The following is a 17,444-nucleotide window of genomic DNA, read 5'->3' as shown; positions in this document are numbered from 1 at the left end:
CTACACACTACCTTCCAATTTCTAAGGCTTTCATGGCCATACTTTTAATTGTGTTCATAGCTGTTACATTTGCCTCATATGCTCTAGTAGCTGTAATCATATTAGTCATTTCTGTAATAGTGTCAACATTTGGCATTAAAACGTAACCCTCTTCATTCGCGTCTGGATGGCCTGGATCGTAAACTTGTTTTAATGGTGTTTTATCATCTATAATCCCTGTAACTTCAACGCCCTTAAGCTTTACATTCTTTTTAGTCGCATCGTTTAGAAATTTTGAAAAGGGAGTTTTATTATCAGAAGTAGCAAAGGTAACTACTTGCCTTCTATAAGGGCCACCATTTGCAGTTCTTGTAGTATTTGCATTAGCAATATTTTTTGATATTACATCCATTCGTAGCCTTTCAGCGCTTAATCCTGTGGCACTAATATTTATTGCATTAAAAATACCCATTATTATCTCTTCCCTTCGCTAATAACTAATTTAATTCTTTGCACCTTGTTATTTAGTTGAGTCGATAAAGTTCTATAGTAAATGTCGTTTTTAGCCATATCTGCCATCTCAATATCTATGTCTACGTTGTTTCCATCCCTACGGGTACTATAATCCTTATTTGTACTCACCTTATAATTTAAATCCCTGTTGTTTCCAATAGGTATATGCCTTTCATTTGTATTAGCACCTTTTAGCACTTTATTATTTAGCTGATTCTTTAATAATTCTTCAAATTTAACTTCCATCTTCTTATAATTTGGAGTATTAACATTCGCTATATTATTTGAAATGACCTCATTTCTTTTCCATGAGGCATTTAATCCCTTAGTCAATATGTCAACGTCCTTAAACATATTATTTAAAACCAATTTTACTTCTCCCCCTTAAATAAAATTTCAGTTTATGTATAGAAATATTAATTATAATTTTCGACATTAATCGTGGGTTTCCTTCATAATTATACAACATTTCTAATAGTAAAAGTTGTTAATTTTGTATTTTCGACATAAATTTTATAGAATCCTTTTTTTTATTGTATTATTTTGGCATTTTAGGACTTCAGCACCACTATTATGCTATCTTATGTTTATAAACGGACAGTGTATATGTATAAATAATCACAAGAAACGAGTGCATACTCGCCTCAAGCAAGCTTACATGCATTATATATACTTGAGCAATATAGTGTCAATAAATGTTTTATTTTGTAATATAATGATATAAAATAACAGGAGACAAATCAACATCAATTTGTCTCCTATTAAAACTAATATATTATCTTTTTAATTTTCTTAATTCATCTAATAAATACTTATTCAGAATTCTTATATGAGTTCCCTTCATGCCCAGTGATCTTGATTCAATTATACCAGCACTTTCAAATTTTCTTAAAGCATTTACTATAACTGATCTAGTAATACCTACCCTATCCGCGATTTTACTAGCAACTAACAAACCTTCTTCACCTTCTAACTCATTAAAAATGTGCTCTACTGCCTCTAGCTCTGAATATGACAATGTACCTATAGCCATTTGTACAACTGCCTTTTTTCTTGCCTCCTGCTCAATTTCCTCAGTTTGAGATCTTAAAATTTCTAATCCAACTACCGTCGCACTATACTCTGCCATTACTAAATCTTCATCCGTAAATTCGCTATCATGCCTAGCAAGAACTAAAGTACCTAGACGTTTAGCACTTCCATAAATCGGTACTATAGTCACTAGTTTATGATAACTTTGAATTTCGTATTTAAATATTTTTAAAAGTTCATCCTGGGTAATATTATACTTTGTTTCTGTAATTAAAAGTAATTGTTCGTTATATTCATCTGGAAACTTTTTCTCTCCAGTATTTTCATCATTTATTATAGGTACTTCTGTCGTATCAGTAAGACTTACACCTAGCACCTTTCCTTTAGAGCTTGAAACATATACATTAGCATCTAGTATTCTACTTAAAATCCTACATAGCTCGTTAAAAGAAATTACATGATCTGGCGCATGTTGCAAAATTTTATTTATTCTTCTAGTTTTTTCTAACAAACTTATCGCCACAAATACTCCTCCTTAGTTTATATAATATACTTGTCTTCACTTATCTTTTTAACTTTGTGATTTAACATTTCCTGAACGTAGTTTTTATTTATTTCAACTTCTTCACTATCTAATTCAGAGGCATTAAAAGAAATATCCTCTAATAGCATTTCAACAATTGTATGTAATCTTCTTGCCCCTATATCATCTTCTCGCTCATTTGCAATATATGAAATTTTAGCAATCTCTTCTATAGCTTCCTCTGTAAAGTTTAATCTTATACCTTCTGTCTCAAGCAATAATTTATACTGAGTTAATAGAGCGTTTTGAGGTTGCGTTAATATTTTCTTAAAATCCTCTTCTGTTAAGCTTTTAAGATTTACTCTAACAGGGAATCTGCCCTGTAGTTCTGGAATAAGATCAGATACCTTTGCAATATGGAAAGCGCCGGCAGCAATGAATAGTATATGATCAGTCTTCACTGGACCATATTTAGTCATTACAGTTGAACCTTCGATAATTGGAAGTATGTCTCTTTGAACTCCCTCTCTCGAAACGTCAGGTCCTGAACCCCCTTGTCTACCAGCTATCTTATCAATTTCATCAATAAATATTATTCCATTTTGCTCAGCATTATAAATGGCCTGTTTTATAACCTCATCCATATCCATTAGCTTCTGAGCCTCTTCTTCTATAAGAATTTTTCTGGCATCAGAAATGGATACTTTTCTTTTTTTAGTTTTTTGAGGCATCATAGTACCAAATATATCTTGAAGGTTTAAATTCATTTCATCTGGCATGCCTGAAAAAAGTCCTAGGGTCGTTGGGGACCTATCCTCTACTTCAATCTCAACTACTTGTTCTTCTAGCAATCCTGCTTCTAATTGTCTTTTTATATGCTCTCTTTTCAACTTTTTATCAGGCTGCTCCTCTAAACTATCTTCCTGCTCATTGTCAGCATGAGATTTAAACAGCATATCTAGTGGATTATTAAAAGTTGAATGCTTTCTAGGTTTAGGATCAATTAAATCAATCAACCTTTCATTAGCTAAGGTTTTAGCATGCTCCTTATACTTTTCTATATGAATCTCCTTGGTCAGTCTTATAGATGCCTCTATTAAATCTCGTATCATAGATTCAACATCTCTGCCTACGTATCCAACCTCTGTATACTTAGTTGCTTCGACCTTAACGAAAGGTGCCTCTATTAATTTAGCTAATCTTCTAGCAATTTCAGTTTTACCTACACCTGTAGGTCCAATCATTATTATATTTTTAGGCTTTACTTCCTCTTGAAACTCTAAAGGTATCCTCTTTCTCCTCTGCCTATTCCTCAGTGCAATAGCAACTACTTTTTTAGCCTCCTGTTGGCCTACAATATATCTATCTAACTCTAGTACAATTTCCTGGGGCGTTAAGTTTCTCATAAATTACACCTCTCTAATATAAGATTAACTTATACTGATTCAACAGTTATTTCATTATTTGTATAGACACAAATATTTGCTGCTATTTCCATAGATTTAAGTACAATTTCCTTTGCCTTTAAATCAGTATTTTCAACCAAGGCTTTAGCAGCAGCTAGTGCATAGGATCCACCAGAACCAATGGCAATTACGCTGTCATCCGGCTCAATTACTTCTCCGGTACCACTTATAATAAGTAGGGTGTCTTTATTTAAAGCTATTAACATTGCTTCCAGCTTAGTTAATACCTTATCTCGTCTCCAACTTTGAGCTACTTCAACGGCCGCACGTTTAATATTTCCACTATGTTTCTCTAGATAGCTTTCAAATTTTTCAGCTAATGTTATTGCATCGGAAACAGAGCCTGCAAAACCAATAATAACCTCGTCGTTATAAATACGTCTTACTTTCCTCGCCTTATGTTTTATAACTACCCTTTCACTCAGTGTAACCTGACCGTCTCCAGCCATAGCATAATCCCCATTTTCCTTTTTAACAGCCACTATCGTAGTGCCTTCAAACATATATTTCACCGCCCAGATCAGTAATTATTTTACTAACTCTCGCTCCCAACAACTTCTCTTTCGTATTTACACTCTTTACTGCTACACATAATTTTTTCACTTTTCTTATTAACCTTATGAATTAACACATTATTACATTGCGGGCATTTTTCGTTTATAGGCTTACCCCATGACACAAATCGGCATTGAGGAAACAAACTACAACCGTAAAACAATCTACCTTTCTTAGATCTTCTCTCCACTACCTCACCCTCTTGACAAATAGGACAGGTTACTCCAATCTTATTTAAAATAGGTTTAGTATTTGTACACTCTGGATAATTAGAGCACGCAAGAAATTTACCGTAACGCCCATGCTTTATTAACATTTTTGCATTGCATTTATTACAGTCCTCATCAGACTCTTCAACTAAATCAATTACTTCCATATTTTCCTCTGCTTTTTGAAGCATTACTTCAAAATCCTTATAAAAGTGTTTTATTAGGCTCTTCCAATTACCCTGGCCATCTTCAACACTGTCTAGATATTTTTCAAAATCTGCTGTAAAATTTACATCTATTACTTCAGGAAAAAATTCATCCAAAATTTCCGTAACTATTATTCCTAGTTCCGTAGGCCTTAAGCTTTTACCGTCCTTCTCAACATACCCTCGCGATAAAATAGTAGATATTGTAGGAGAATAAGTACTAGGTCTACCAATACCTAATTCTTCCATTGTTCTAACTAAAGATGCTTCTGTATACCTAGCTGGTGGTTGTGTAAAGTGTTGATTAGGCTCGATTGATGTTATTTTTATCACATCTCCTTTATTGAGCTTAGGTAATAGTATATCCTCTGATACACTACCAAAGGTGTAAACCTCAAGAAATCCTTTAAACTTTAGCCTAGAGCCACTTGCTTTAAATATAACATCATTTTCTTGTAATTCTATGGAAACAGTATCATAAATTGCTGATGCCATTTGACTAGCTACAGTTCTTTCCCAGATTAATTTGTATAGCTTATATTGATCTTTAGTTAAGGAATCCTTAACTTTATCTGGCTCTCTAAGAACCTCTGTAGGTCTTATGGCCTCATGAGCATCTTGTACACCCTTCTCTTTTTTCTCAGTTTTTTTTGTTTTTGTTAAGTACTCTTTCCCGTAGGTAGATTCGATATATTGGCTTATGCTTTTTATTGCCTCATCAGACAATCTAATAGAATCGGTTCTTATATATGTAATTAAACCAACTGTGCCTTCCTTTGCTATATCCACACCCTCATATAGTTGTTGAGCAACAGACATGGTTTTTTTCGTTGAAAAACCAAGTTTATTTGATGCCTCTTGTTGCAATGTACTAGTAGTAAATGGATTATTTGCACTACGTTTTTTTTCTGTTTCTTTAATATCCGTAATAGTTAACTCCTTTTTCTTAAGAAGGCTTAAAATTGAGTTAACTTCAGTTTCATTACTAAGATCTTTGCTTCCATCAGGACCACGATTAAATTTTCCTTCAAATTTTTCACCATTATTAGTTTTTAATTTAGCTAGAATACTCCAATACTCTTCAGGGATAAATGCTTTTATCTCTTCTTCTCTTTCTTTTATTAGCTTAGTTGCAACAGATTGAACTCTACCAGCACTAAGCCCTTTTCTCATTTTTCTCCAAAGTAGTGGGCTGATTTTATATCCCACTAAACGGTCAAGTACACGTCTTGCCTGTTGAGCATCAACTAAATGCATATTGATTTTTCTAGGGTGCTTTATTGCATGCTTTATTGCGTTTTTAGTTATTTCATTAAACTCGATACGGCATGGTTCTTCACTATTAATATTTAACGCATTTGATAAATGCCATGAAATAGCCTCACCTTCACGATCAGGGTCCGTTGCAAGATAAACTTTTTTAGCTTTTTTAGCTTCTGCCTTTATTTCCTTAAGAACTTCTCCTTTTCCTCTAATGGTAATATATTGAGGGTCAAAGTTATTATCTATATCAACACCAAGCTTACTCTTAGGCAAATCAATAATATGTCCGATTGATGCCTTAACAGTATAATTTGGACCAAGAAATTTTTTAATTGTTTTAGCTTTAGCAGGTGACTCTACAATTACTAGAGACTTTGCCATTACGCCACCTCCATTATTTGTATGGAATATTGTTAATATACAACAACAAAATTCATTATAACAATTTAAACAATTACTGTAAACATGTTTCCAGATAGATGCTTAATATATCCTTTGATTTCTAATACCTTTAGTATTGCCTTTAGTTCATTTATATTTAGATTACTTTTTCTAGAAACTATATCGAAATGCATTATTTGCCCCTTAATTATATTGTACACCATTAATTCATTTTTACTTAATTCTCCATAATCTTTTTGGTTAGCGACCTTCTTAATGTTTGGAAATTTTATTCTAATTTCCTCCAATACATCCTCCACAGTTAATAATATCTTTGCCCCATCCTTTATAAGCTTATTTGTTCCACTACTATAGTTACTATTAATGTTTCCAGGTAATGCAAATATCTCTTTGCCTTGCTCTAAACCATGTTCCACAGTTATTAGTGATCCACTCTTTTCAGCCGCCTCAACTACTATTATTCCATCAGATAGTCCACTGATAATTCTGTTCCTCGCTGGAAAATGATGTTTAAGTGGTAAAACATTTGGTGGGTATTCACTTAGTACGGTTCCTCTTTCGATAATTTTATCCATCAAAGAGATATGTATTGGAGGATAACATGTATTAATTCCACATCCTAATACTGCTACAGTAGTACCTGCCCCAGCAATTGCTCCTTTATGCCCTTCAGCATCTATGCCAAGAGCCATACCACTAACTATACTAACTCCCCACTCTGCGAGTTCCTTTGAAAAATTGTAAGCTGCCCACCTACCATAGGCAGAGGCTTTTCTAGACCCAACTACAGCAATCATTGGTATATCTTCAATAATCCGGCCCTTACAATATAGCACATAGGGTGGTCTATATATATTACATAGTTTTTTAGGATATTCTTTATCATTTATTGTAATAATATGAAAGTCTTTATTATTTATACTTTCTATTATTGAAAATATTATTTTTTCACTTCTATTTTTAATTATTTTGTCAGCAATTATTCTATTGTTGCTTAAGGCTTCATAGATATGCTTTTCATTAGCTAATAAAATCTCCTCTAAATTACCAAAATATTGTTTCAAGTTTAATATTACATCATAATTTATATTCCCTACATGGGAAAACCATATTAATAAGTTTCGTTCATTTACCATTGTTCTTCCTCCTAGAACAAGAAAATGCTTTATTATTATAGGAATATATAATTATGTTTTATATACATTTTCTCTAAAAATTAAACTACATTTCTGAATATTCTATATAAAACAACATATCCCTTTAAATATTTTGTATTATTAGTAAACTTTATAACATTTATTGAAATTTCATGGAATTTGACAATATTTATAATCTATGATAAACTTTTAACCCAAAGATTCTTTTAAATGCTTTTCTATTTTTCTCCATTAATGGAGTAATCTATTTATGTTTTTACTAGAGTAAATCTAATAAACAAATCTAATAAGCCTAAGCTTTAAAGGGAGGAATTTTAAGATGAACAATAGCCAGCTATCGAAAAGTCGACAAATATCCTTAGAAAGGGCAGCTACACTTAAGTCAAGAATTAAAGATTATTTGGATGTAAAGGATTCTATTCCTAATGGTTTAAATCCTGAAAGACAAATAGAAGTCGAAAAAAAGAAACAATCGATTCTTAAAATCTTTAATGCAACTGAAGATAATTGGAATGATTGGGAGTGGCAACTTAACAATAGAATTTCAGATGTTGAAACTATGTCAAAAATTATAAAGTTAACGGATAGAGAAGTACGCCAAATTAAAGAAGTTGAAAGTAGCTTCAGATGGTCTATATCTCCCTATTATGCTTCTTTAATTGATGATGAAAATGAATATTGCCCAATAAAACTCATGTCAATTCCAAATATCGTTGAAATTCAAACAAATGATGGCGATACAGACCCTATGGGTGAAGAATTTACTAATCCCGCAGGATGTATAACTAGAAGATATCCTGATCGACTCATTATAAATGTAACAAATGAATGTGCCATGTATTGTAGACACTGTCAAAGAAGAAGAAATATTGGAAGCCAGGATTTACATAGATCCAAAGAAAAATTACAGGAATCTATCGATTATGTTAGAAATAACCCAGAAATTCGAGACGTTTTAATTACAGGTGGAGACTCCTTAACCTTATCTGATGAAATATTAGATTGGTTATTAGGCGAGCTTTACTCAATTCCCTCAGTTGATTATATTAGACTTGGGACAAGAACTTTAGTTACTGTTCCTCAACGAATCACTGATAATCTTATAAATATCTTAAAAAAATATGCACCAATCTATATAAATACCCATTTCAACCATCCGGTAGAAATTACTAAGGAATCTAAAAAAGCTTGCGAAAAACTGGCAAACGCTGGTGTACCTATAGGAAATCAAGCTGTCCTACTTAATGGAGTGAATAATGATAAATACATTATGCGTTTACTTAATCATCTCCTACTCAAATGTCGTGTACGACCATATTATATTTTCCATGCTAAACATGTTGTAGGTACAACTCACTTTAACACATCCGTTGATGACGGTATAGAAATAATGGAATATTTAAGAGGATATACATCAGGTATGGCCATTCCTACTTATATTATTAATGCACCTGGTGGTAAGGGTAAAACCCCTATTTTACCACAATATTTAGTTTCTAGAGGTAAAAATACTATTAAAATTAGAACTTGGGAAGGTGAAGTATTAGACTACCCTAACCATCCAACGGAACCCATTGAAAATTTATTAAAATAGTATTTACTTATAAAGGCAAATACTCAATTTCTAATAATTTTGTATTTGCCTTTATCTATCTATATTATTTTAAGATATAGCATATATAACACCACCACAAAGCAGAGCTTTTATCTTTTCACCATCTAAATACAGTTGAATAACCATATCCTTTTGTGCATAAATGTGTAGTGAGAATACATTGTTAATTCTACATTTCCAGACTTTATATTCAGGTATGTACTGTGAGTATGATTTCTCCCCCCTAAATCAGCTAAATCACCCATTAATAGTCCCTCTCCTAAACCCATTTCACTTATATGCACCCTAGGTATCTCTGTAACTTTAAAGATTACAGGTAAGGAATAGGAAAACTCGTATGCTTCATTAATATAGTCTAACTCATCATCAAGGATAATTGTATATTCATTATCGAATTTTAATTTTTCAATGTCTAATAATATGTAACCTTTAAAATGAGTATTATCTAAAATAATATATTCAAAAAAATCTAATTTCCTTTCTATTAATAATAGCCTTAAAAGCAGACTTTCATTATAACTACTTAAATTCGAATAGCTATTTCTCCAAATTTCTTTTAATATCTTTGTTAATTTATCTTCTTTTATTTTACCAAAAAGGTTTCTACAACCATGACTCAAAGCAATAAACTCCCTAACCTGTCTATGATTTAGGGTATTTCTTATATGTTATTCCAATATGATTTCCATATTTATCAGATACATTAAATGCCATAAATGCCTCCATTTCTTATGATTTAAATAATTAAATATATCTTTAATACTAATAGTAATATGCAATGCCAGTGCCTTTATTCCCCATATCAAGTTCTGTATATAGAAAGTATAAAATCTTATTGTTTTTGTAAACTTATTAAGTTCACCTTCGTCAAATTATTATAAGAATAATATGTATTTAAGGAGGTAAAATCAATGAAAAGACTATTATGTATGCTAATTATATTTTCTACCATTGCTATGGTAGCATGCAGTCCTAAGATTGACAATTCTGTAGATAATAATGAACAAGATAATACAGGAGAAAACCGTTGGATGTCAACTATAGAAGAGAATATTTTTATTGAAGGTATGGAAGAACTAATCACTTTAAATATTTATAGTCATAAGAATTTTCTAACCTACGTTCCAGAGGACCTTTTAATCCATACAGAAAGCAAGGGCATGGATGATTATTACTGTTTTTTCGCTAATTACGGGGGTATTAAAAATGAAAATGTTTATCTTAAACTGTCTTTCTATTCTGAAAGTATAGAAAGGCCGGATCCATTTATTGAAGGCAATTTCAAAAAAGTAGATGATTTTAATAAAATCTATTCTTGGTCACTAGAAGAGTACAAAGGTTTAAATGGATTATATGGTATACTTATTGAACGGGAGGGTACTTATATAACTATGCTAATTAGTTCCCCAGGTGAATTTGAGGAAGGTTTTATACCTAGAGTTAACAAAATTATAGACAATTTTTATTTTACCGATACAAATCAATATCTAGCAAAGTAAATTAAAAGAACACCTTTAGTTAACTAACTTTGGTGTTCTAATTATTATGGTATTATTTTTTTTAAAAATGATTTTCTATGTAAATCAGAGGAGCCATATTTCAAAAGGGCCTCCTTATGCTTTTGGGTCCCATATCCCTTATGCTGACCGATCCCATACTCTGGATACTTTTCATCCCATTCAATACACATTCTGTCCCTTATTACCTTTGCTACTATAGATGCAGCCGCTATACCATGGGATAAGTCTTCACCCTTTATTAAGGCCTGTTGAGGTATATTTACATCTATCTCCTCTGCATCTATTAATATGAAATCTGGAGTAATCAGTTCCTTCTCCATTGTCTTTAAACTTAGAACTGCTTTTTTCATAGCTAGTCTTGTTGCTTTTTTTATATTAATTTCATCTATGGTTTTAGGTCCTGCCATCCCAATTCCTATGGCAATTGCCTTCTGCTTTATTATTTCATAAAGCTCTTCTCTTTTTTTATGGGTTAACTTTTTAGAATCCTTAACTCCATCTATAATTAAGCCCTTAGGCATTATAACCGCCGCAGCTAAAACTGGTCCAAATAAACAACCTCTGCCCACCTCATCGCAAAAAGCTATATTTTCATAGCCCTTTTCCCAAAGATCAACTTCAAAACTTATATGCTCCATGCTACTCCCCCTCATTAATGGGTGACTCTAAAGTAATCTTTCCGAGCTTACCAGCTCTAAACTCATCTAATATTAAATTAGACACTCTATCATAATCAATTTCCTTCTTGCTCAATATACAACCTCTATTTATTGCTATTGCATTCATTACCTCTAATGGATCCTCAATATTCCTATCTATGTTGTATCTTTCTACAAAATTAGTTTCGTACTTATTATATAATCTTTGGACTAATCTATATGCTAAAGTCTCCGTATCCATTATTTCATCCTTAATAGCTCCAGTAAAGGCTAAGTTAAGCGCCACTTCTTCATCCTCAAATTTAGGCCATAATATACCAGGAGTATCAAGAAGCTCCATATTTCCTCTAAGTCTAATCCATTGCTTACCTTTAGTAACTCCAGGGCGATCCCCAGTTTTAGCGCTTTTTTTACCTGCTAATCTATTTATTATTGAAGACTTACCTACATTAGGTATCCCAACTATCATCAATCTTATTGGTCTATTAATTATTCCCTTTTTCTTTAAATTATCCATTTTTTCCTGGGTAATATTTTGAGCCTCATTCATAATTTCTCGCACGCCTGCCCCAGTCATAGTATTTACTGGTATAGCATTAAATCCCTGACTTTTATAGTAATTCTCCCATCTTCTAGTTTCTCCGTCATGGGCTAAATCAATTTTATTTAACACTATTAATTTCGGCTTATTTCCTATAATTTCATCTATACTTGGATTTTTGCTACTCAGGGGTATTCTAGCATCCAAAAGCTCTATAACTATATCTACTAGCTTTAGCTGAGACTTTAGTAGGTCCTTTGTTTTCTTCATATGACCCGGGTACCAATTTATATTCAATATTACCACTCCTTACTGCTTATAATTATTATATATTATTATCCATTAGAGATTAATATATAATAATAAAGGGACTGCATTCAGTCCCTTTTTCTTAGTAATTCTTTCTTTCTTTAATTTTAAACGCTGCTTTACCAATTCTGTCACGAAGATAGAATAATTTAGCTCTTCTAACTTTTCCACGTTTAATTACTTCAATTTTTTCTATTTTAGGAGAATGAACTGGGAATGTTCTTTCTACACCTACTCCGTAAGAAATTCTTCTTACTGTAAATGTTTCTGCAATTCCTCCGCCTTGTCTTTTAATAACAATGCCTTCAAAAACCTGAACTCTTTCTCTGTTACCCTCTTTAATTCTAACGTGTACCTTTACAGTATCACCAGTATTAAATTCAACAACAGTTTTTAATTGCTCATTATTAATAGCTTGTATAATATCCATTTGAGTCCCTCCTTCCTTCTTAGACGTTCTTATGACTTCTTTCACAGAGGACCGCCCATAATACCTTTGTAATTATATCACACCTAACTTTATAGTTCAATATAAATATTAGGGAATAGACTATTTAAGTTGTCTTTCATTGTTGATCTCATTAATTAACTTTTTATCTAATTTAGTAAGCTTACTTTCATCTATTAAATCAGGTCTTCTCTGAAGAGTAATTTCTAATGAAGATTTTCTTCTCCATCTATCTATCTCCTTGTGATTACCTGACAAAAGAACCTTAGGGACTTTTAATCCATTATAATCCTCAGGTCTTGTATAATGTGGGTACTCAAGTAGGCCTGAGTAAAAGGATTCGTCTTCATAACTTTCAGTACTACCTAAAACTCCTGGAAGTAATCTAGTTATTGCATCAATCATTATGGCTGTAGGTAGCTCTCCACCTGTTAGAACAAAATCTCCTATTGATATTTCATCCGTAACAATAGTGTCTATTACCCTTTGGTCAATTCCTTCATAATGACCGCAAATAAATACCAGTTGCTTCTCTGCCGAAAAATCCACTGCAATTTTCTGATTAAATGTTGTACCCTTTGGAGTTAAGTAAATCGTTCTTGCTTTAACACCCTTATCAAAATCTTTAATGGCATATTCGTAAGCATCAAATATGGGCTGAGGTGTCATTACCATACCAGCTCCACCACCATAGGGATAATCATCAACTTTTTTATGCTTATTGCTTGCATAATCTCTTATATTTATATATTCAACTTCTAGTAATCCATTTTCCTGGGCTCTTTTAATAATGCTAGATTCTAAAAATCCATAGAACATTTCAGGAAATAGAGTTAGAATTTTAATTATCATTCTATCATTCCTTCAATTGGATTAACTATTATTTTGCCTTCTTCTATTGAAATATGTGGAATAAACTCATCAACAGCAGGTATCATTATAGGAGTTGATTTACCATATTGAATAACATAGACTTCATTAGAGCCTGCTTGAAGTATGTCCACAACCTTACCTAAATATTCATTATTCATGGTATATACATCCAATCCTATAATATCAGCAATATAATAGGTACCCTCAGGTAGCTCTCTTCTTTGAGTTTCATCTATAAGTAAGTATTTATTCTTGAATTTCTCAACCTGATTAATATCTTTATAACCTTTGAAGGTTATTAGTACATTTGATTTCTGGTATTTTACGCTTTCTATATAAAACTTTTCTTTATATCCTTCAATAAGTACCCATTCTAACTCCTCAAAGCGTTCCGCATAGTCTGATAGAGAAAGTACTTTTAGTTCCCCTTTAAGTCCGTGAGTATTTATTATTTTACCTACTCTTAGCATTTTCACGCACTACACCTTCTTTTCTTTAGGGCTTTTATAATATTAATAAGGATTAGGCTAGCCTAATCCTTTTAGATAATCTCTACAACAACTCTTTTGTTATCCTTAGTAGCCGCTGCTTTAACTACAGTTCTAATTGCTTTTGCAATTCGGCCTTGCTTACCAATTACCTTGCCCATATCTTCAGGAGCTACTTTTAATTCTACGATAATTGATTGGTTGCCTTCGACTTCGTTAACAGCAACTTGGTCTGGATGGTCAACTAGAGCTTTTGCAATAACCTCAACTAACTCTCCCATGTATATACCTCCTATGAAGAAAAGTATTACTCAATAATTCCATTTTTCTTAAATAAGTCCTTCACGGTATCAGTCGGTTGTGCTCCATTGCTTAACCATTTTGTAGCTTTTTCACTATCAATTCTTACTTCTTTTGGTTGTGAAACTGGATTATAGAAGCCGATTTCCTCGATGAATCTACCATCTCTAGGTGAACGAGCATCAGCAACAACTATTCTATAAAAAGGTTTCTTTTTTTGACCCATTCTTTTTAATCTTATTTTAACTGCCATTTTTATTTCACCTCCTTTAAAAAGTTACATATCTATTTACCGAAAAACGGCATTTTAAACTTTGAACCTTTTTTATTACTACTCATATCAGCAAACTGCTTCATCATTTTTCTAGTTTGCTCAAACTGTTTTAATAGCCTATTTACCTGTTGAACATTAGTTCCACTTCCCATAGCTATTCTCTTTCTACGACTTCCATTAATAATGGATGGATTTTGTCTTTCTTCCCTAGTCATCGATTGAATTATTGCTTGAATATGAGCAATTTCCTTATCATCTACCTGTAAGCCCTTTAACTGTTTTCCAGCGGCACCAGGAAGCATATCTAATATTTGACTTATTGGCCCCATATTTTTCATCTGCTCAATTTGGTCCAAGAAATCTTCAAATGTAAATTGCTGTGATTTTATTTTATTTTCAAGCTCTTTAGCTTTTTTAGCATCGTATGTGGTTTGAGCCTTTTCAATTAAACTTAGTACGTCACCCATACCTAATATTCTAGACGCCATTCTATCTGGATAAAAAGGCTCTAAATCCGTAAGCTTTTCACCCATACCAACAAATTTTATTGGTTTATTAGTAACAGACCTTACAGAAAGTGCAGCACCCCCACGGGTGTCCCCATCTAACTTCGTTAGTATTACTCCATCTATACCTAACTTTTCATTAAAGTGCTCTGCCACATTTACCGCATCTTGTCCAGTCATAGAGTCAACTACAAGAAGAATTTCATGGGGCTTTACAGTTTTCTTTATTCCTATTAACTCATCCATTAACTGCTCATCAATGTGCAATCTTCCAGCAGTATCAATAAGGATTATATCATTTCCATGTTTAACTCCATGTTCAATACCAGCCTTAGCAATATCAATAGGGCTTAGTTTATCTCCCATAGTGAACACTGGAACATCAACTTGGCTACCTACAACTTGCAGCTGCTTAATAGCAGCTGGTCTATATATGTCACCAGCAATTAAAAGAGGTCTTTTTCCTTGCTTTTTTAAAAGTCCTGCTAATTTACCAGTGGTTGTTGTTTTACCAGCCCCCTGTAAGCCTACAAGCATAACTATCGTAGGTGGCTTTGACGCAAAGGTCATTTTACTCTGAGTTCCACCCATTAATGCAGTTAATTCATCATTTACTATTTTTACAACCTGTTGACCTGGGGTTAAGCTCTCTAGAACATCTCCACCAACAGCTCTCTCTTTTACTCTATTTACAAAATCTTTAACAACCTTAAAGTTAACATCAGCTTCTAAGAGTGCCATTTTAACTTCTCTCATTGCTTCAGTAACATCTTTTTCTGTAAGCTTTCCTTTTCCTTTAAGTTTTTTAAAGGTGTTTTGTAGTTTTTCGGCTAAGCCCTCAAATACCATATTTTAACCCACCTCAATGAATTAACTATTATTTAACAAATCATAGAATAGCTGTTTAATTCTATTTATTTCATTTTTTACTTCTTGCCTTTTAGTACTATCATCTATAATTTCTTCTAGTCTTATTACATCGTTTAATATATTTTCAATAGATTTATTTTTATTTTGAAATAGCTCTACTAGTTTTAATTTTTCCTCATAGTCATAAAGAATTTTCTCAGTCCTTTTTATAGTGTCATATACAGCTTGCCTAGAAATACTATATTCCTCTGCAATCTCACTAAGAGATAAATCATCGTTATAGTAAAACATAATTATATCTCTTTGCTTTTCCGTAAGAAGCTGACTATAAAAATCAATTAACATAGAAATCTCAATTTTCTTCTCTATCATATTAACACTTCCTAATAAATGTGTAAAGTGTTTTTGCTTTACAGATGAATTCTATACTATTTCACAAGTACTGTCAAGCACTTTCTAATATTTTTCTATTCTTCACCAAATAAAGCCTTAACAAAGGTATCTTCGTTGAATTGTTGAAGGTCTTCTACCTTCTCTCCTACTCCTATTAATTTTACAGGAATATTTAACTCCTTACTAATCGCAATTACAATACCACCCTTAGCAGTACCATCTAATTTTGTTAGTACTAATCCTGAAATATCAACTACCTCCTTAAATACTTTGGCCTGCTGAATAGCATTTTGACCAGTAGTTGCATCTAGCACTAGCAAAACTTCTCTTGTTGCATTTCCATATTCCCTATCTACTACTCTAAATACTTTCCCTAATTCGTTCATTAAATTAACTTTATTGTGTAATCTACCAGCAGTATCACATATTAAAACGTCTGCCTTCCTAGCCTTAGCTGCTTGTATAGCATCAAAAATAACCGCTGCTGGATCTGAGCCTTCTTGATGCTTTATAACATCTACTCCAGCTCTATCCCCCCATATCTTTAATTGATCAATAGCTGCGGCTCTAAAGGTATCACCTGCAGCTAATAATACACTCTTTCCTTCATTTCTAAGCTTATTTGCAATCTTTCCAATAGAAGTTGTTTTACCTACTCCATTAACTCCTACTACCAATATAATTGCTGGTGATGGATCAACATTTAATGTTCTATCTGATAAATTGTTAAGAATTGCTACTAGCTCTTCTTTTAGTAATCCCTTTATACTTTCGGGGTCAGTTAATTTTCTAGATTTAACCTTATCCTTTAACTCATCTATGATTTCCATAGTAGTTTGAACACCTATATCAGCTGTAATAAGGATTTCTTCTAGTTCCTCAAAAAATTCCTCATCGATTTTTTGATATGATTTAATAAGGTTGTCTACCTTATCTGTGATTCCTTGCTTAGTTTTTGATAACCCTTCTTTCAGTCTTTTAAATAGATTAATTTTTTCAGGTTTCTCTTCAACTGGTACAGTCTCTTCAACAATTTCCTCTTTTTTAATCTCTTCATGTTCTTTTGTTTCTCCAACTTTTTCATCTTCTAACTTATTTTTATCATCAACCTCTATTACCTCTAAATCTTCGACATATTGAAGTTCTTGTTCATCTTGTTCTTGAATATTTTCTTTTACCTCACCTAATTGTAATTCTGCTAGTATTTCCTCTTCTGTAACTAATTCATCTATATCATCAGTTTCCAGTTCTACTTCTACCTCTTTAATTTCATCTTTCTTATCTTCCTCATCATTCTTTAATATCTTATCAAAAAACTTCTTAAACATATGGTTCCTCCTTTA

20 protein-coding genes are annotated in these 17,444 nt (G+C 32.4%); 2 read left to right on the top strand and 18 right to left on the bottom strand.

Translation table 11 applies throughout. The features are described 5' to 3' along the window. Nucleotides 1-7 precede the first annotated feature (7 nt). The 7 genes from flgC to dprA all read right to left on the bottom strand — a co-directional run bounded on the left by flgC (nucleotide 8) and on the right by dprA (nucleotide 7,284). Nucleotides 8-451 carry a flagellar basal body rod protein FlgC gene (gene flgC, locus HZR23_RS11425; RefSeq protein WP_132847589.1) on the bottom strand — a complete coding sequence of 148 codons (444 nt, stop codon included), beginning with the start codon at nucleotides 449-451 and terminating at the stop codon, nucleotides 8-10. Nucleotides 452-453: 2 nt separating this feature from the next. After that, nucleotides 454-846, bottom strand: a complete 393-nt coding sequence (flgB, locus tag HZR23_RS11420; protein ID WP_132847657.1) for a flagellar basal body rod protein FlgB — start codon at nucleotides 844-846, stop codon at nucleotides 454-456. A 421-nt stretch (nucleotides 847-1,267) separates the two neighbouring features. Further along, nucleotides 1,268-2,047 (bottom strand): GTP-sensing pleiotropic transcriptional regulator CodY, encoded by a 780-nt coding sequence (gene codY / locus HZR23_RS11415; RefSeq protein ID WP_279229878.1) that lies wholly within the window; start codon nucleotides 2,045-2,047, stop codon nucleotides 1,268-1,270. 17 nt (nucleotides 2,048-2,064) lie between these two features. Beyond that, entirely contained in the window at nucleotides 2,065-3,453 is a 1,389-nt protein-coding gene (hslU, locus tag HZR23_RS11410; RefSeq protein WP_132847588.1) for an ATP-dependent protease ATPase subunit HslU, read from the bottom strand. A 29-nt stretch (nucleotides 3,454-3,482) separates the two neighbouring features. Continuing rightward, a complete protein-coding gene (gene hslV / locus HZR23_RS11405) occupies nucleotides 3,483-4,016 on the bottom strand; it encodes an ATP-dependent protease subunit HslV (protein ID WP_132847587.1) in 534 nt (177 codons plus the stop codon). Between the two features lie 32 nt (nucleotides 4,017-4,048). Then, on the bottom strand, nucleotides 4,049-6,127 hold the full coding sequence (gene topA, locus HZR23_RS11400; RefSeq protein WP_132847586.1) for a type I DNA topoisomerase: 2,079 nt from the start codon (nucleotides 6,125-6,127) through the stop codon (nucleotides 4,049-4,051). Nucleotides 6,128-6,192: 65 nt separating this feature from the next. Next, on the bottom strand, nucleotides 6,193-7,284 hold the full coding sequence (gene dprA / locus HZR23_RS11395) for a DNA-processing protein DprA (protein WP_132847585.1): 1,092 nt from the start codon (nucleotides 7,282-7,284) through the stop codon (nucleotides 6,193-6,195). A 340-nt stretch (nucleotides 7,285-7,624) separates the two neighbouring features. On the opposite strand from dprA, the gene eam reads away from it, so the two are divergent. After that, the gene (eam, locus tag HZR23_RS11390) at nucleotides 7,625-8,899 is read left to right on the top strand and encodes a glutamate 2,3-aminomutase (protein ID WP_132847584.1); all 1,275 of its coding nucleotides are present in this window, start codon (nucleotides 7,625-7,627) and stop codon (nucleotides 8,897-8,899) included. Between the two features lie 125 nt (nucleotides 8,900-9,024). Here the strand turns inward: eam and HZR23_RS11385 are convergent, their stop codons facing one another. Next, nucleotides 9,025-9,540: a hypothetical protein gene (locus HZR23_RS11385; RefSeq protein WP_132847583.1), complete on the bottom strand. Its 516-nt coding sequence runs from the start codon at nucleotides 9,538-9,540 to the stop codon at nucleotides 9,025-9,027. 291 nt (nucleotides 9,541-9,831) lie between these two features. On the opposite strand from HZR23_RS11385, the gene HZR23_RS11380 reads away from it, so the two are divergent. Beyond that, the gene (locus HZR23_RS11380; protein WP_132847582.1) at nucleotides 9,832-10,419 is read left to right on the top strand and encodes a hypothetical protein; all 588 of its coding nucleotides are present in this window, start codon (nucleotides 9,832-9,834) and stop codon (nucleotides 10,417-10,419) included. Nucleotides 10,420-10,463: 44 nt separating this feature from the next. On the opposite strand, the gene HZR23_RS11375 is transcribed toward HZR23_RS11380, so the two are convergent. From HZR23_RS11375 to ftsY, 10 genes are all read right to left on the bottom strand, one after another. Then, nucleotides 10,464-11,078: a ribonuclease HII gene (locus tag HZR23_RS11375; protein ID WP_132847581.1), complete on the bottom strand. Its 615-nt coding sequence runs from the start codon at nucleotides 11,076-11,078 to the stop codon at nucleotides 10,464-10,466. A gap of 1 nt (nucleotide 11,079) precedes the next feature. Next, entirely contained in the window at nucleotides 11,080-11,937 is an 858-nt protein-coding gene (gene ylqF / locus HZR23_RS11370; RefSeq protein ID WP_132847580.1) for a ribosome biogenesis GTPase YlqF, read from the bottom strand. Between the two features lie 94 nt (nucleotides 11,938-12,031). After that, nucleotides 12,032-12,379: a 50S ribosomal protein L19 gene (gene rplS, locus HZR23_RS11365; RefSeq protein WP_132847579.1), complete on the bottom strand. Its 348-nt coding sequence runs from the start codon at nucleotides 12,377-12,379 to the stop codon at nucleotides 12,032-12,034. A 120-nt stretch (nucleotides 12,380-12,499) separates the two neighbouring features. Next, nucleotides 12,500-13,249, bottom strand: a complete 750-nt coding sequence (gene trmD / locus HZR23_RS11360; RefSeq protein WP_132847578.1) for a tRNA (guanosine(37)-N1)-methyltransferase TrmD — start codon at nucleotides 13,247-13,249, stop codon at nucleotides 12,500-12,502. Then, nucleotides 13,246-13,740, bottom strand: a complete 495-nt coding sequence (gene rimM / locus HZR23_RS11355) for a ribosome maturation factor RimM (protein ID WP_132847655.1) — start codon at nucleotides 13,738-13,740, stop codon at nucleotides 13,246-13,248. Before rimM ends, trmD begins: the two co-directional genes overlap by 4 nt. 71 nt (nucleotides 13,741-13,811) lie before the next feature. After that, nucleotides 13,812-14,039 carry a KH domain-containing protein gene (locus tag HZR23_RS11350; RefSeq protein ID WP_132847577.1) on the bottom strand — a complete coding sequence of 76 codons (228 nt, stop codon included), beginning with the start codon at nucleotides 14,037-14,039 and terminating at the stop codon, nucleotides 13,812-13,814. A gap of 26 nt (nucleotides 14,040-14,065) precedes the next feature. Beyond that, on the bottom strand, nucleotides 14,066-14,311 hold the full coding sequence (gene rpsP, locus HZR23_RS11345; protein WP_132847576.1) for a 30S ribosomal protein S16: 246 nt from the start codon (nucleotides 14,309-14,311) through the stop codon (nucleotides 14,066-14,068). Between the two features lie 32 nt (nucleotides 14,312-14,343). Then, entirely contained in the window at nucleotides 14,344-15,687 is a 1,344-nt protein-coding gene (ffh, locus tag HZR23_RS11340) for a signal recognition particle protein (protein WP_132847575.1), read from the bottom strand. Between the two features lie 21 nt (nucleotides 15,688-15,708). Beyond that, nucleotides 15,709-16,080, bottom strand: a complete 372-nt coding sequence (locus HZR23_RS11335; RefSeq protein WP_132847574.1) for a putative DNA-binding protein — start codon at nucleotides 16,078-16,080, stop codon at nucleotides 15,709-15,711. 95 nt (nucleotides 16,081-16,175) lie between these two features. Continuing rightward, entirely contained in the window at nucleotides 16,176-17,429 is a 1,254-nt protein-coding gene (gene ftsY, locus HZR23_RS11330) for a signal recognition particle-docking protein FtsY (RefSeq protein WP_132847573.1), read from the bottom strand. Nucleotides 17,430-17,444 lie beyond the last annotated feature (15 nt).

The organism is Serpentinicella alkaliphila (assembly GCF_018141405.1).
Taxonomy (GTDB): Bacteria; Bacillota; Clostridia; order Peptostreptococcales; family Natronincolaceae; genus Serpentinicella; species Serpentinicella alkaliphila.
Note: the sequence above shows the minus strand (reverse complement) of the source record. Positions and strands in the feature narration are given on the sequence as shown.